Annotated in this window: 11 protein-coding genes and 2 tRNA genes; 12 read left to right on the forward strand and 1 reads right to left on the reverse strand. The window is 67.1% G+C overall.

The features are described 5' to 3' along the window. Nucleotides 1-36: 36 nt before the first annotated feature. The 12 genes from ACFFN1_RS06260 (at nucleotide 37) to ACFFN1_RS06315 (ending at nucleotide 14317) form a co-directional block, all read left to right on the forward strand. Nucleotides 37-1737, forward strand: coding sequence for a PucR family transcriptional regulator (locus tag ACFFN1_RS06260; protein WP_376839612.1), 1701 nt, complete (start codon nucleotides 37-39; stop codon nucleotides 1735-1737). A 221-nt stretch (nucleotides 1738-1958) separates the two neighbouring features. Further along, nucleotides 1959-3476 (forward strand): uracil-xanthine permease family protein, encoded by a 1518-nt coding sequence (locus tag ACFFN1_RS06265; protein ID WP_376839613.1) that lies wholly within the window; start codon nucleotides 1959-1961, stop codon nucleotides 3474-3476. Next, a complete protein-coding gene (locus ACFFN1_RS06270; RefSeq protein ID WP_376839615.1) occupies nucleotides 3473-4387 on the forward strand; it encodes an FAD binding domain-containing protein in 915 nt (304 codons plus the stop codon). Before ACFFN1_RS06265 ends, ACFFN1_RS06270 begins: the two co-directional genes overlap by 4 nt. Continuing rightward, nucleotides 4365-4961 (forward strand): (2Fe-2S)-binding protein, encoded by a 597-nt coding sequence (locus tag ACFFN1_RS06275; RefSeq protein ID WP_376839617.1) that lies wholly within the window; start codon nucleotides 4365-4367, stop codon nucleotides 4959-4961. The genes ACFFN1_RS06270 and ACFFN1_RS06275 overlap by 23 nt, the downstream gene beginning before the upstream one ends. Next, complete coding sequence (gene cutA / locus ACFFN1_RS06280; RefSeq protein WP_376839619.1) at nucleotides 4958-7408, forward strand: aerobic carbon-monoxide dehydrogenase large subunit; 2451 nt, start codon at nucleotides 4958-4960, stop codon at nucleotides 7406-7408. Before ACFFN1_RS06275 ends, cutA begins: the two co-directional genes overlap by 4 nt. Beyond that, nucleotides 7405-8109 carry an SRPBCC family protein gene (locus ACFFN1_RS06285; RefSeq protein ID WP_376839620.1) on the forward strand — a complete coding sequence of 235 codons (705 nt, stop codon included), beginning with the start codon at nucleotides 7405-7407 and terminating at the stop codon, nucleotides 8107-8109. The genes cutA and ACFFN1_RS06285 overlap by 4 nt, the downstream gene beginning before the upstream one ends. A 773-nt stretch (nucleotides 8110-8882) precedes the next feature. Further along, a complete protein-coding gene (locus tag ACFFN1_RS06290; RefSeq protein WP_102161715.1) occupies nucleotides 8883-9689 on the forward strand; it encodes a fumarylacetoacetate hydrolase family protein in 807 nt (268 codons plus the stop codon). 158 nt (nucleotides 9690-9847) lie between these two features. Beyond that, on the forward strand, nucleotides 9848-11296 hold the full coding sequence (gltX, locus tag ACFFN1_RS06295) for a glutamate--tRNA ligase (protein WP_376839627.1): 1449 nt from the start codon (nucleotides 9848-9850) through the stop codon (nucleotides 11294-11296). Between the two features lies 1 nt (nucleotide 11297). Continuing rightward, nucleotides 11298-12602 carry an alpha/beta fold hydrolase gene (locus ACFFN1_RS06300; RefSeq protein ID WP_376839622.1) on the forward strand — a complete coding sequence of 435 codons (1305 nt, stop codon included), beginning with the start codon at nucleotides 11298-11300 and terminating at the stop codon, nucleotides 12600-12602. A 110-nt stretch (nucleotides 12603-12712) separates the two neighbouring features. Further along, nucleotides 12713-12784, forward strand: a tRNA-Gln gene (locus tag ACFFN1_RS06305). 1 nt (nucleotide 12785) lies between these two features. After that, nucleotides 12786-12858 (forward strand) — tRNA-Glu (locus tag ACFFN1_RS06310). A gap of 97 nt (nucleotides 12859-12955) precedes the next feature. After that, nucleotides 12956-14317, forward strand: a complete 1362-nt coding sequence (locus ACFFN1_RS06315; RefSeq protein ID WP_376839624.1) for an MFS transporter — start codon at nucleotides 12956-12958, stop codon at nucleotides 14315-14317. Here ACFFN1_RS06315 and ACFFN1_RS06320 read toward each other — a convergent pair. Further along, on the reverse strand, nucleotides 14304-14516 hold the full coding sequence (locus tag ACFFN1_RS06320) for a DUF4282 domain-containing protein (protein WP_376839625.1): 213 nt from the start codon (nucleotides 14514-14516) through the stop codon (nucleotides 14304-14306). The two genes, ACFFN1_RS06315 and ACFFN1_RS06320, sit on opposite strands and share 14 nt — an antisense overlap. Between the last annotated feature and the right edge of the window lie 118 nt (nucleotides 14517-14634).

Genomic DNA, 14634 nt, shown 5'->3' on the forward strand with positions numbered 1-14634 from the left:
CTCACCAGCGTAGGGTTCACTGCTAGGGTGGGGGACATGGCAAATGCCGATAATCATGAATCTCTCACTCGGCAGAATCTGCCAGTCAGCGGTGCTGATGTCACCGTCCGCGATGTCCTCGGACTGCCCTCCCTCACCGGAACCCGTGTGCTGGCCGGCACCGAGGGACTCGAGCGCATCGTCTCGCGGGTCAACGTCATGGAAGTCCCCGACATCCTGCCGTGGGTGCGCGCCCAGGAGCTGCTCATCACCACCGGATACCCGCTGCAGGATTCGCAGATCGACTTCTGCGATCTTGTGCGTCAGTTCGCCGAACGCGATCTGGCAGGTGTCGGGGTCAAATCCGGCCGCTATCTCGACGAGATCCCCCGTGAGGTGCTGAGCACGGCCGATGAGGTGGGCCTGCCGGTCCTGCTGCTGCCCGACGGAGCCGGCTTCGACGAGATCATCCACGAGGTGCTCGGCACCGTGCTCGCCCGGCGCGAACAGGACCTGCAGCAGGCCGAAGAGGTCCTCCACGAACTCGTCACCATCGTCGTCACCGGCGGTGAGCTCGACGAGGTCTGCAGCCGCATCGCCAGCCATGTCAACGGCACTATCGTCGTCACGACGATGGACGGTCGGGTCACCGAGGCCGCCGGACAGCTGCCGCTGACCCGACTCCAGCAGCTCAGCTGCTTCGACGTCTCCGGCCGCTTCCACGTCGAGCAGACCCCGGTCGGCGAGGTGCAGCGGACGAGCGGCCTCTACAGCCTGGCCGTGCGGATCCGCGGCGGTGCCCGCGACCTCGGCCGCCTCGTCCTCTTCACCGACCATCCGATGAGCCCCAGCCAGCAGCACGTCGTCGACCAGGCCTCGGCGGCCGCCGCCCTCGTGCTCACGAAGATGCACGCGGTCTCGGCTGTCGAGAGCAAGTACAAGGCCGATTTCGTCCACGATGTGCTGCGCGGGCGGATCGTGTCAGCCGACCGGATCCTCTCGCACGCGACCTCGCTGGGTTGGGACCTCGATCGGGAACTCGTGGTTGTCGTCGCCGAATACGACGATCCCGGCGAGCCGGTCGAGACGATGGAGAAGCAGTCCCTGCAGGAGCGCTTCGCCCGTGCCTGGACCTCGGCGGTCGGCCAGGACGACGCCGAGGCGGTGGTCGTCGGGGCAGGGGATGAGGTCACCGTCATCGCAGGCGTCGCCTCCGGCGAAGCGGCTGAGCGCACCATCGCCCGCGTCGAACGCTGGGTCGGCAATGTGCACGGCGTCGGAGGCGGCGGGCGTCTGACCTTCTCCACCGGCATCAGCCGCACCGCAGCGGACCTCCACGGTCTGCCGGTCGCCTATCAGGAGGCCCGCAAGGCCGTCGACGTCGGCCGCAGGCTCTACGGCGAGCAGGCGATCAGCCACTTCGACGCCCTCGGTGTCTTCCGGCTGCTCTCCCTCATCGACGATGAGGAGGAGCTGCACGCCTTCATCTCCGACACCCTTGGATCGCTCGCTGACCGGACCGCCTCCGCGGCTGACCTGCGCGAGACCCTGCGGGTGCTGCTGGACAAGAACCTCAACGTCGCCGAGACCGCCCGCGAGATGCACTTCCACTACAACTCGCTGCGCTACCGGATCAGCAAGCTCGAGCGCATCCTCGGGCCCTTCATGACCGATGCCCGGCGGCGGTTGGCGATCCATCTGGCGCTGCAGGCGATGTACCTCACCGATCTGACAGCGGGGGAGCGCCGGCGCCTCTGAGCAGCGCTCCCTGCACTGGCGTAAGCAGTGCCGCTGCGGCGGATCCTGCACTGCCGCTGCGCCGGCGCCCGTGACGCACAGCAGGAGGCTCGGCAGAACTACGCAAAACCCTTCGAGCGTGTTTAGCAGAACTTGACGTGACACGCGCCTCATCATGTCCCTACGGTTGACACATGCCGATCCGGCTATGGCAAGTCGGACGCAGACCGGTAGGGGGAGCTATGAGTTTCGGTTGGACACTGCATGGTGACGGAAAGAGTCCTGCGCCTGGCAAGGCGGTAGCCCCGCATGAGCGGCTGAGCTGGCCGCGCACCATCGGCCTCGGTGTCCAGCACGTCGTGGCGATGTTCGGTGCGACCTTCGTCTTCCCCGTCATCATGGGTCTGAACCCGCAGCTGGCGGTCATGATGAGCGGTGTCGTCACCATCATCTTCCTCCTCATCGTCAGCGGCAAGGTCCCCAGCTACCTCGGCACCTCGGCAGCCTTCGTCGGCGGTGTCGCAGCGGTCTCCGCGCAGGGCGGCACACCCCAGCAGGTGACCGGCGCGATCCTCATCGCCGGCATCGTGCTCGCCGGCTGCGGTGTCTTCATCCACTTCATGGGCGCCGCCGTGCTCACGAAGATCATGCCGCCGGTCGTCACCGGCGCCGTCGTCATGCTCATCGGCTTCAACCTCGCCCCCGTGGTGGCGAACGTCTACTGGCCGCAGGATCAGTGGATCGCCTTCATCGTCATGTTCGTCATCATCGTGATGTCGGTGGCGCTGCGCGGATTCCTCGGCCGGATCGCCGTCTTCATCGGCCTGGCCTTCGGCTACGTGCTCTCGTGGATCTTCGACCTCGTGTTCGGCCCGATCACCGCCTACAACGCCGCCACCGATGCTGTCGACACCCATATGCGCGTCGACTGGTCCGGTGTCGTGGCCGCCCCGTGGTTCGGTCTGCCGCCGGTCACCGACACCGATGCAGGCGTTGTCGGCATGCACCTGCCGGAGTTCAACGCCGCGTTCATCATCGTCATGCTCCCGGCCGTCATCGCGCTCATCGCTGAGAACGTCGGCCACGTCAAGGCTGTCGAGGAGATGACGAAGACGCCGCTGGACAAGTACATGGGCCGCGCCCTGTCCGCCGACGGCATCGCCACAGTTGTCGCCACCTCGGTCGGCGGCTCGCCGACGACGACTTATGCCGAGAACATCGGCGTCATGGCCTCGACCCGCGTCTATTCGACTGCGGCCTACTACGTCGCCGCGCTCGCCGCGATCCTCTTCGGCCTCTCACCGAAGTTCGGTGCGGTCATCTCCGCTGTGCCCGGCGGTGTGCTCGCCGGCATCACCGTCGTGCTCTATGGCATGATCGGCCTGCTCGGCGCCAAGATCTGGACGGAGAACCGCGTCGACTTCTCCAATCCGCTCAACATGGTGCCGGTAGCAGCAGGCATCATCATCGCCATCGGCGACGTCGGTCTCAAGGTTTCTGAGACGTTCACGCTGGCCGGCATCGCTTTGGGTACGATCGTCGTTATGGTGATGTACCACTTCTGCCGGATCATCGCCCCCGCAGAGCTGCGGGAGGCGGCCGACCAGGCAGGAGCCGGTGGCGCGCTCATCACCGTCGGCGAATCCGGCTCGCACAGCCTCGAAGAGCTCGGGCTCGAAGAGAACTACGGCAGGCGCGGCCGCCGCGGCCACAACGCAGTCGACAGCAGCCCACACGTTCCGGAGGACAGCAGGGAATGAAGCCAGCGGCTTTCGCATACCACCGCGCAGCATCCGTCGACCAGTGCCTCGAACTGCTCGCCCAGTACGGGGCCGAGGCGAAGCTGCTGGCCGGCGGCCAGAGCCTCATCCCGGTGCTCAACATGCGGCTGGCCGCACCCGCCCACCTCATCGACATCTCCCGGCTGAGCGAGCTGGGCTCCATCGCCGTCACAGAGACCAGCGTGCGTGTCGGTGCTGCCGTCACGCACGCTGAGCTCGAAGCCGACGACGGCGCCTACACGGCGCTGCCGATCCTGCGGCAGGCGCTCGTCAACGTCGCGCACCCGGCGATCCGCAACCGCGGCACCACCGTCGGCTCGATCGCCCACGCCGACACGAACGGCGAGATGCCGGCCATCCTCGCCCTCACCGGCGGGACCGCGCACGCCGTGTCTGCAGCCGGCAGCCGGGAGATCGACGCAGCCGCTCTCTACATCGGCCCGCTGGAGACCTGCCTGGAACCCGATGAGCTCATCACTCATGTCGACTTCCACCGGTTCCCGGCCGGCACCCGCACCGGCTTCACCGAACTCGCCCGCCGCTCCGGCGACTACGCCCTCGCCGGGGTGGCGATGGCGCTGACGGCCGAGGAGTCGACGATCACCGGGCTGCGCCTGTCCTTCGTCTCCGTCACCGACCTGCCCACGGCCCTCGATATGAGCGAACAGGCCAGCGGCATGGAGCTGAAGGCCACAACCGAGCTGTGCGCGGCCGTGACCGAGGCGGTCGAGACCGCCATCGATCCGGCCGGAGACATCCACGCCACCGCCGACTACCGCCGGCACATCACCAAGGTCATGGCCCGCAGACTGGCTGTCGAACTCAGCTGCCGGGCACCGCAGCCGGCAGCAGTAAGGAGCAGCACACGTGAGCAGCCTGGCACACACTGACAGAACCGAATCGGAACCGCACCACACCGTGCGGCTGAAGGTCAACGGCACCGTGCACCAGATCTCGGTCGCCGACCGCCAGCTGCTCTCCGACGCCCTGCGCCACGACATCGGCCTGACCGGCACCCACGTCGGCTGCGAGCACGGCGTGTGCGGTGCCTGCACCGTGCAGATCGACGGCAAGCCGATGCGCTCGTGCCTCATGCTCGCCGTCGCCGCCGAAGGCAGCGAGATCCGCACCGTCGAAGGTATCGGCAACGATCCGGAGCATCCGGCCGATGTGCAGCAGGCGTTCATCGACTGCCACGGACTGCAGTGCGGCTTCTGCACCCCCGGATTCATCACGACGATCGACGCCTTCATCGATGAGAACCCCGACCCCACGCCCGAGGAGGCGCGCGAGGCGATCTCCGGGAACCTGTGCCGCTGCACCGGCTACCAGAACATCGTCGCCTCCGTGCTGCGGGCGGCCGAACTGCGCAGGGCGGGATCCGCGCCCGAGGCGGGGCCCACCTCGGGCGCGGAGGATGCGGCAGGTGCCGGCGCCGGAACGGACGAGGGAGGGCAGCGATGACGACACGGATGTTCGGACAGAAGATCGCCCGCAAGGAGGACCCGCGGCTGGTGACCGGCAACGGCTCCTATGTCGATGACCTGTCCTCGCCCCACACGCTGGCCGCGGCGTTCGTGCGCAGTCCGCACGCCCATGCGAAGATCCTCGACATCGACGTCTCCGGCGCCCTCGACATCGACGGCGTGTACGCCGTGTGGACGCACGAAGACCTGCCCGGCGCAGCCGGTGAGCGGCTGCCGATGCTGCTGCCGCACCCCTCACTCATCGCGCCGAAGACCGGGTACGCGCTCGCCAAAGACGACGTCAACCACGTCGGAGAGCCGATCGCCATGGTCATCGCCGCCAACCGCTACATCGCCGAAGACGCCGCCAGCGCCGTGCACGTCGACTACGAGTACCTGCCTGCCGTCGTCGGGGTCGCGACCTCGCGCGAGGCCGAGCACGCTGTGCATGCCGATGTCGCCGACAACATCGCCGCTCACAGCATCGACGAGGTCGGCGCGGTTGACGAGGCGATGGCCGGTGCCCCACATGTGCTCGAGATCGACCTCGACATCGAGCGCAGCGCCTGCATGCCGATGGAGGGCAAGGGCGTGCTCGCCCGCTGGAACCGCCACGATGAGAGCATGATCGTGTACTCCTCGACGCAGACTTCGACCGGACTGCGCGCGGCACTGGCAGCGAAGCTGGAGATGCCGCTGACGAAGATGGAGGTCATCACCCCCGATGTGGGCGGAGGATTCGGCGTCAAGATCAACCACCCCTGGCCCGAAGAGGTCTGCGTGGCAGCCGCCGCCCGGGCACTGGACCGGGAGATCGCCTGGACCGAGGACCGGCGCGAGCACTTCATCTCCTCCGCCCATGAGCGCCAGCAGCTCCAGCAGGTGCGCATCGGCTTCGACGACGAGGGCAAGATCCACGCCCTCGACGTGAAGTTCTGGCACGACAACGGCGCCTACCTGCCCTACGGGGTGATCCCGCCGCTCAACACCGCCACCCACGTGCTCGGGCCGTATGTCATCCGCAACTACCGCTGCGAATGGTGGTCGCTGTACACCAACACCGTCATCGTCACCCCCTACCGCGGGGCCGGGCGCCCACAGGGCGTGTACATGATGGAACGGGCGATGGACGCGGTCGCCGATGCACTCGGCCGCGACCGCACCGAGGTGCGCGAGGCCAACTTCGTGCGCGAGTTCCCGCACCCGATCGGCCTCGTCCTGCAGGACGGGCGCGAGGGCATCTACGACTCCGGTGACTTCCCGACCTCGATGGCCAAGCTCAAAGAGCTCATCGGCTGGGACGACTTCGCCGACTACCGTGCACAGGCCGCTGCCGAGGGCCGGCGGGTCGGCATCGGCGTGGCCTGCTATGTCGAAGGCACCGGTGCCGGTCCGTATGAGGGCGGGCACATCGAAGTCGAGACATCCGGGCGGGTCAACGTGTGGACCGGCCTGACCACTCAGGGGCAGGCACATGCGACCGTGTTCGCCCAGATCGTCGCCGATGAGCTCGGTGTGCCGATCGACCGGGTCAACGTCGTCACCGGTGATACCCGCAAGACCCCCTATTCGGTGGGCACCTGGGGTTCGCGTGGGGCGGTCATGAGCGGCAACGCCGTGCACCTGACGGCGAAGAAGCTCAAGCAGAAGGCACTGACGATCGCCGGGCGCTCACTCGAAGTCGACCTGGCCGACCTGGAGATCGTCGACGGGATCGTGCAGGTCAAAGGCGATCCTTCAGCTTCGATTCCGCTCGAGGTCATCTCGGTGATGTCGAACCCGCTGCGCTACGCCTTCGACGACGCTGCCAAGGCCGCCACCCAGTTCGGGATGCCATCCGATGAGTCGAAGCCGCCGATGCTGCCTGGTGAGTCACCGGGACTGGAGGAGCGGGACTTCTTCTCCCCGCAGCGGACCACCTTCGCCTCCGGCATGCATGCCGCGATCGTCGAGACCGACCCGGAAACCGCCGACATCACGGTGCTGCGCTACCGCGTCGTCCACGACTGCGGCAAGATGATCAACCCGCTCGTCGTCGAAGGACAGGTGCTCGGCGGCGTCGCACAGGGGATCGCCGGGGCCCTGTACGAGAAAATGGCCTACGACGAGACCGGCCAGCTGCTCAACGCCTCCTTCATGGACTTCCTCATGCCTTTCGCCACCGAGATCCCGCACGTCGAAACCGACCACCTGGAGACCCCGAGCCCACTCAACCCCCTCGGCATCAAGGGCGCCGGTGAGGCCGGGACGATCCCCGGTGCCTCGGTCATCGCCTCGGCGATCGAAGACGCTGAAGGCTTCCCCATCACCCGCATGCCGATCTCCCCATCAGAGCTGTGGGAGCTGCGTGAGAAGCATGCCGCCGGCCAGTGGCCGTCCCTGCAGCACCCGGCACGCGTGCCGGAGACCGACGACGCACGAGCAGAAGAAAAGGTGACCCGATGAAGATCTCCTCGACCGCCACGATGAACGCCGACCCGCAGACAGCCTGGGACGCCTTCCACAATGAGAAGATCCTCGCGGCCACCATCCCCGGCGTGGAGTCCTTCAGCGATGAAGGCGGCGGGAAGTATGCGGTCGTCGTGACGATGGGGGTCGCGGCGATCAAGGGCACCTACAACGGCACCGTCGTCTTCTCCGAAGAGCGTGAGCCCGAATCCTTCGTGCTCACCGTCAACGGGGCCGGGGGACCGGGCACCATCGGCGCCGAGGTCGCGGTGCAGCTCAGCGCCGCCGAAGGCGGGGGCAGCACCGTGAGCTGGGAGGCCGATGCGATCCTCGGCGGGCCGATCGGCGGGGTCGGGCAGCGGATGCTCGGCGGTGTCGCCAAGCGGATCGCGACGAAGTTCTTCGCCGATATCGACAGGGCGATCGCCGAGGGCGTGCCGGAAGCCGGCGAGCAGGCCGCACCCGGTGCACAGGCCGGCGCACCGGCAGCAGCCAACTCCCGCTCACTGTCGGACACAGGCCTCGTGGCAGCACCGGGGTCCGAGGGCTCGGCAATCAGCGGCGCCGCCGGGCACGCACCGGCGGCAGCCGGGGCGTGCAGCCCGGGGACCGGCGGCTTCCTCACCGGCATGGCCGCCGGTGCCGGCATCGCACTCCTCGGTGTCGCCGTCGGAGCGATCGTCAACGGCCGGCGCTGATCATCGCGGATGAGAAGGCCAACATCAGCACCACGGGACGGAACCCAGGACGCATGCGGACATGTTAGACTTCTCACTCGAGGGCGCTAGCCCCTCGATCCCCAGGCTCGGCTTGAGCCGTTCAATGAATGGAAAATAATATGAAATCCCTTTTCTTTGCCGCAGTCGGCACCGTAGCTCTTACCCTCTTCGCTGGTCCTGCAACGGCAGCGCAACCCCCGAATATGCAGGAGCGTGCGGTCATCTCAGAAGAGATCGGCCTTTCCGTCGACTGGGACGTATCTGCCGGTGCGGGTGCGTTCGAAGCGGTCGTCACAGACGCTTCCACTGGGGAGGAGGTCGCGGATATTTCAAAGTTCGTCAATAGTGAAGACGTTATTGTGTCGACTGATGGAACGGTGACGGTTGATGCCCAGAATGCATCGACGTCGAACAATGCTCAGGCGGCTCAGTGTTCAAAGACGGTCACTATTCGAGGAAAATATGGCAATATCACTAACCGTGCTTGCCGAAGCGGTAACTCGGTTAAGGTCTCCGGTAGCGTGAAGGACACGAAGGCTGATAGCTACTGCGTGAAAGCTGGCGCCAAGTTCGCTAAAACTACCTGGACGACACCTCGGCGCGCATGCCCGAAGGGGAATGTCAAATCATTCGATTCAGGGTATAAGTCCGGCACTCGGGTGAGTATGTNACCCCGCCCAAGAGATCCTCCCCTACGTCAAATCCGGCGCGCTCTCACCAACCCCGTGGCTGAGTACACCTAGACTGTAGCCATGCGCATTGTCAGATTCGTCCACAACGATGAGCCCACCTACGGCGTCGTCGAAGGCGAGCTCGGCGAGATCGTCGACGGTCGGGCCGACACCTCGGGCCTGGAGATCGCCGTCCTCGACTCGGACCCCTTCTTCAGCCCCGCCCAGTCCACCGGCGACCGCCTGACCTACGACGAGGTCCGCCTGCTGGCCCCCATCATCCCGCGCTCGAAGATCGTGTGCGTCGGTCGGAACTTCGCCGACCACGCCGCCGAACTCGGCAACGACGTGCCGGTCTCCCCGCTGACCTTCTTCAAGCCCAACACCGCCGTCATCGGCCCCGGCGACCCGATCCGCATCCCGGCGATCAGCGAGCACGTCAGCTATGAAGCCGAGCTCGGCGTCGTCATCGGCCGGGTCGCCAAACAGGTCAGCGCCGAACAGGCCTACGACACCGTGCTCGGCTACCTCGCCGGTAATGATGTCACCCTGCGCGACATCCAGGACACCGACAAGCAGTGGTCACGCGCCAAGGGATTCGACACCTCCTGCCCGCTCGGCCCATGGATCGAAACCGACTTCGACCCCGAAGCCGTCGCCATCCGCTCGTGGGTCGACGGCGAGCAGCGCCAGAACGGCACGACCGAGGACTTCATCTTCGACATCCCGACCCTCATCGAACACATCACCGAGACGATCACGCTGCTGCCCGGCGATGTCATCCTCACCGGCACCCCGGCAGGAGTCGGGAAGATCGAAGCCGGCCAGCACGTCTCTGTCGCCATCGAAGGCCTCGGCCTGCTCGAGAACCCGGTGATGGACGCCTGAGCCGTACCCAGGCGACCACCGCCTCGGGACCGGGGACCTCCGCCTCGGGATCGTTTCACCCCACCAGCCACCAGCACACGCATCGACGAAGAACGAAGGAAACTGTGAGCGTCAAAGTCCGCTTCTGCCCATCGCCCACCGGCACCCCGCACGTCGGGATGGTCCGCACCGCCCTGTTCAACTGGGCGTACGCCCGCCACACCGGCGGCACATTCGTCTTCCGCATCGAAGACACCGACGCCAGCCGCGACTCCGAGGAGTCCTACGGCCAGGTGCTCGAGGCGATGCGCTGGCTCGGCCTCGACTGGGATGAGGGCATCGACGTCGGCGGACCCGACGGACCCTACCGGCAGTCCCAGCGCGGCGAGATCTACCAGGGCATCATCACCCGCCTCGTCGACGCCGGCCACCTGTACGAGTCCTTCTCCACCAATGAGGAGATCGAAGCCCGCCACCGGGCCGCCGGCCGCGACCCCAAGCTCGGCTACGACGGCTACGATCGCGACCTGAGCGAAGAGCAGAAGGCCGCCTTCCGCGCCGAGGGCCGCGAACCGGTGCTGCGCGTGCGGATGCCCGATGAAGACATCACCTTCACCGACCTGGTGCGCGGCGAGATCACCTTCAAAGCCGGCTCCGTGCCCGACTTCGTCGTCGTGCGCTCAGGCGGTCAGCCCCTCTACACCTTCGTCAACCCCGTCGACGATGCACTCATGGGCATCACCCACGTGCTGCGCGGCGAGGACCTGCTGTCCTCGACCCCGCGCCAGATCGTCCTCTACGAAGCGCTCAAGGACATCGGTGTCGCCGAGCAGACACCGGAGTTCGGGCACCTGCCCTATGTCATGGGGCAGGGGAACAAGAAGCTGTCGAAGCGCGACCCGGAATCCAACCTGTTCCTCCACCGCGACAACGGCTTCATCCGCGAGGGCCTCATCAACTACCTCGGCCTGCTCGGCTGGTCGATCGGACCGGACCGCGACGTCTTCACCGTCGAGGAGTTCATCGACGCCTTCGACATCCACGACGTGCTGCCCAACCCGGCCCGCTTCGACGTCAAGAAGGCCACCGCCATCAACGGCGACCACATCCGCATGCTCGACGCCGCTGACTTCCGCACCCGGCTCGTGCCCTACCTGCAGCGCGCCGGTATCGTCGGTGAGCAGCTCAGCGCCCGGGAGGACGAGATCCTCACTGCCGCCGCTCCGCTCGTGCAGACACGCATGAACCTGCTCGGCGAGGCACCCGACCTGCTCGGATTCCTCTTCACCTCCGATCGCGACCTGGACCTGACCGCTGAGGGCCTCAAGACGCTCAAGGACACCGCCCCCGAGGTGCTCGCCGCCTCCCTGCGCGTGCTCGAACCACTCGATGACTGGTCGACCGAGGCGATCCAGGACGCCCTGCAGACCGCGCTCGTCGACGAGATGGGCATCAAGCCGCGGCTGGCGTTCGGGCCGCTGCGCGTGGCCGTGTCCGGCCGCCGGGTCTCCCCGCCGCTGTTCGAGTCGATGGAGATCCTCGGCAAGGACTCCTCGCTGATCCGCCTGCGCGCTCTGGCTGATCATCTGGCTGCCGGCGCCGCCGCTCCCGAGGCGCAGGGCAGCTGAGATGACCACCACCCCTGAGTCCGTGACCCCGGGGCTGCGCCTGCCCGGGCTGACCGTCGAAGAGCTCACCCTCACCGTGCCCGTCGACCGCGGGTACGGCAAGCCGCTCACCACCTCGGGAGCGGGGGAGCAGCCCACGCTGGAGGTCTTCGCCCGGATCCTGGGCAGGAAGGACTCGACCAAGCCCTACCTGCTGTACCTGCAGGGCGGGCCCGGGCACGAGGCGTTCCGCGCCACCCAGTCGAGTCCCGGCTGGATCGAACGGGCGCTGAAGGACTTCCGCATCGTCATGCTCGACCAGCGCGGCACCGGCCGTTCGACCCCGGTCGGCTGGGTCGACGGCCGCATCACCGGGCTGCCGGCCGGCATCGACGGCACCGATCCCGCGGCGGTGGCCGGGTACCTGACGCATCTGCGCGCCGATTCGATCATCGCTGATGCCGAGGACGTCCGGCAGGCGCTCGGGGCCGAAGAGTGGAGTGTGCTCGGGCAGTCCTTCGGCGGGTTCTGCACGCTGCGGTACCTGAACGAGCATCCTGAGGTCATCCGCGAAGCGCTGTTCACCGGTGGCCTGCCGGCCGTCGGCGGGCACCCGCGCGAGGTCTATGCCGCCACCTGGCAGCAGATGATGACGAAGTCACAGGCCTTCACCCGCCGCTATCCGCGCGCCGCCGAGGCGCTGCGGAAGCTCAGCGCCCGGGCTGAATCCGGGCTGGAGCTGCCCGACGGCACCATCGCCACGCGGGACCATGTGCGGCTGCTCGGCCACTTCCTCGGCGCCTCGGGTGGGGCCGAACGGCTGGCCTATCTGCTCGAAGGCGATATCGACACCGCCGCCTTCCGCTATGACCTCGCCGCCGCCCTGCCGTTCTCCGGCCGCAATCCGCTCTACGCGGTCGTGCACGAAAGCTGTTGGGCCGATGGCGTCGTCACCGACTGGGCGGCTGAGGCGGCCATGCCCGAGGCGGTGCGCACCGATCCGACGCTGCTGGCCGGTGAGCACATGACACCTGCCGTATTCACCACCGGCCCGCTTGCGGTGTGGAAGGACATCGCCGAGCGCGTGGCCGCACACGAGTGGCCGCGGCTGTGGGATGCAGAGAAGCTGCGTCAGGCTGAGGTACCGGCGGCTGCTGCGGTGTACTTCGAGGACGCCTATGTGCCCCAGCAGTTCTCCCTGGCGACCGCCGCGCTGCTGCCGCAGATGCGGCCGTGGGTGACGAACGAGTATGAGCACAACGGGCTCTCGGCCTCATCCGGCAGGGTGCTCGACCGGCTGCTCAGGCTCGCCCGCGACGAGATCTGAGGCGATCCAGGAGCCTCATTGTGCCGCCCCTCACGCGGTTTTGCACTCGGGGTGCGGAGTGTGTAAAGTATTCTTTCGTTGCCAGGGAGGCGCAAGCCTCGGAAATGCATTGGGGTATGGTGTAATTGGCAGCACGAGTGATTCTGGTTCACTTAGTCTAGGTTCGAGTCCTGGTACCCCAGCGCCCCCGTCGTCTAGTGGCCTAGGACGCCGCCCTCTCAAGGCGGAAACGGCGGTTCGAACCCGCTCGGGGGTACGGTTGAATCCCGGTGTCTGACATGATCAGGTGCCGGGATTCGTCATTTCCGACCGGCACCGCCCCCGGCTGTGCCCTGGCATGTTCGACGGAGACCATGACTCGAGACGACAGCCCCCGCCCGCCGCGTGCGGCCCGCGCGGCACTGACCGGCGGAGTGGTCGGCAACTACGTCGACCAGCTGCACATCTTCCTGCCGCTCACCGCGCTCGCCCCGGCCCTGCCGCACCTCGTCGGCGCCGATGCGATCGCTGGTGCCGCCACTCTCACGATCGTTGCGACACTGCTCGGCCGGCCCTTCGGGGCGGTCGTCTTCGGAAGGCTTGCCGACCGCTTCGGCCGCACCGCCATCACCCAGCTCGCCATCGCCGGCACCGCCGCCTGCACCTTGGCGATCGCCTGCCTGCCGACCCACGAGACGATCGGCATCGCAGCGATCGGGCTGGTGCTGCTCCTGCGCTTCCTCGGTGGGATGTTCCTGGCAGGGGAGTACACCTCGGCGATCCCGCTGGCCATGGAATGGTCCCAGCCCCGCCGCCGCGGCCTGTTCTCCGGGCTCATCATGGCGATGGCTCCCTGGGCGCAGGCGACGATCGCGCTCGCCACCCTCGGGCTGCTCGCCGTGCTCGGGCCCGAGGCCTATGCCGTCTACGGCTGGCGGCTCGCCTTCGCTGCCGGCGGCGTGGCCTCCCTGCTCGTGCTCGCGTACTACCACCGCAATATCGCTGATGCGAAAGCCTCCCAGCTGCTGCCGGCCGATTCTGCCGTGCCCGAGGCGGAGGAGACTCAGGCGGCTGGCCCCGGTGACCGGCCGGCTGAGCTGGGTTCGCTGCGTGCGGTCGTTCTCGGCCGCTGGGCGCGGCCGTTCTGGGCGGTGTTCCTGCTCATGACCGGGCTGTGGCTCATGACGAACATGGTCGTCATCCGGATGGCCGCCTACCTCGGTGAGGGCGGCGGTGCCGCCCATCTGACGGCTGAAACCGTGCCGGTCGTCATGGCCGCAGCCGCGATCGCCCAGGCGCTCGTGATGTCGGTGACCGGGCACATCTCCACACTGGTCGGTAGGCGCCGCTTCTTCGTCCTTGCCGGCATCATCGCCGCAATCGGCGGGCCGGTCCTCTACGTGCTCATCACGCAGGCTTCGACGGTCGCCGGCATCACTGCGCTCGTGTGCCTCATCCAGGCGCTCACCGTCACTGCCTATGGGCCGATCGGCGCGCACCTGTCGGAGATCTTCCCAGCAGAGGTCCGCTCGACAGGCTACGGCACCGCCTACAGCGCCTCGATCGTGGTCCCGGCCCTCTTCCCGTTCTGGCTGCCGGCCCTGGCCTTACTGCTCGGTGGGCAGGCGGTTGCTGTGGTGGCGGTGCTCGCACTCGGCGGGATCTTCGTCGCCCTCGGCGGCGTCCTGAGCACCCGGTCGCAGGCCGCCGCCGAGGCGCAGCTCACCGGTTCGTGAGAGTGCGGGTGTCCTCTGCGATCTTGCGGGTGTTCTCCGCCGTCTTGATCGAGGCGACGATGAACTCCAGCATCATACGGCCGTAGACGAGCTGCAGGAGCGCAGGAATCCAGCCGAGGAAGATGGCCAGGATGAGCGGCACCGGGTTGAACGAGGACTCGCCGAACAGGTTGGCGCCCAGAATGATCCCGAAGAACACGCTCCAGCCGATGACCTGACTTGGCTCAAATTGGTGTGATGTAGATCATATTGACACTATGACCTGCGGGTTTGGGTTGTGAAGTGCTGGAATTCCTGACTAATCGGGTGGTTGGGGT

The sequence above is a fragment of the Brevibacterium otitidis genome (genome assembly GCF_042429315.1).
Taxonomy (GTDB): domain Bacteria; phylum Actinomycetota; class Actinomycetes; order Actinomycetales; family Brevibacteriaceae; genus Brevibacterium; species Brevibacterium otitidis.

Bases quoted from the DNA above. Each gene is read 5' to 3' on its own strand.
- cutA (WP_376839619.1), top strand. From the start codon at position 4,958: ATGACGACACGGATGTTCGGACAGAAGATCGCCCGCAAGGAGGACCCG.
- ACFFN1_RS06315 (WP_376839624.1), top strand. From the start codon at position 12,956: ATGACTCGAGACGACAGCCCCCGCCCGCCGCGTGCGGCCCGCGCGGCA.
- ACFFN1_RS06290 (WP_102161715.1), top strand. From the start codon at position 8,883: ATGCGCATTGTCAGATTCGTCCACAACGATGAGCCCACCTACGGCGTC.
- ACFFN1_RS06300 (WP_376839622.1), top strand. From the start codon at position 11,298: ATGACCACCACCCCTGAGTCCGTGACCCCGGGGCTGCGCCTGCCCGGG.
- ACFFN1_RS06265 (WP_376839613.1), top strand. From the start codon at position 1,959: ATGAGTTTCGGTTGGACACTGCATGGTGACGGAAAGAGTCCTGCGCCT.
- ACFFN1_RS06260 (WP_376839612.1), top strand. From the start codon at position 37: ATGGCAAATGCCGATAATCATGAATCTCTCACTCGGCAGAATCTGCCA.
- ACFFN1_RS06285 (WP_376839620.1), top strand. From the start codon at position 7,405: ATGAAGATCTCCTCGACCGCCACGATGAACGCCGACCCGCAGACAGCC.
- ACFFN1_RS06270 (WP_376839615.1), top strand. From the start codon at position 3,473: ATGAAGCCAGCGGCTTTCGCATACCACCGCGCAGCATCCGTCGACCAG.
- gltX (WP_376839627.1), top strand. From the start codon at position 9,848: ATGGTCCGCACCGCCCTGTTCAACTGGGCGTACGCCCGCCACACCGGC.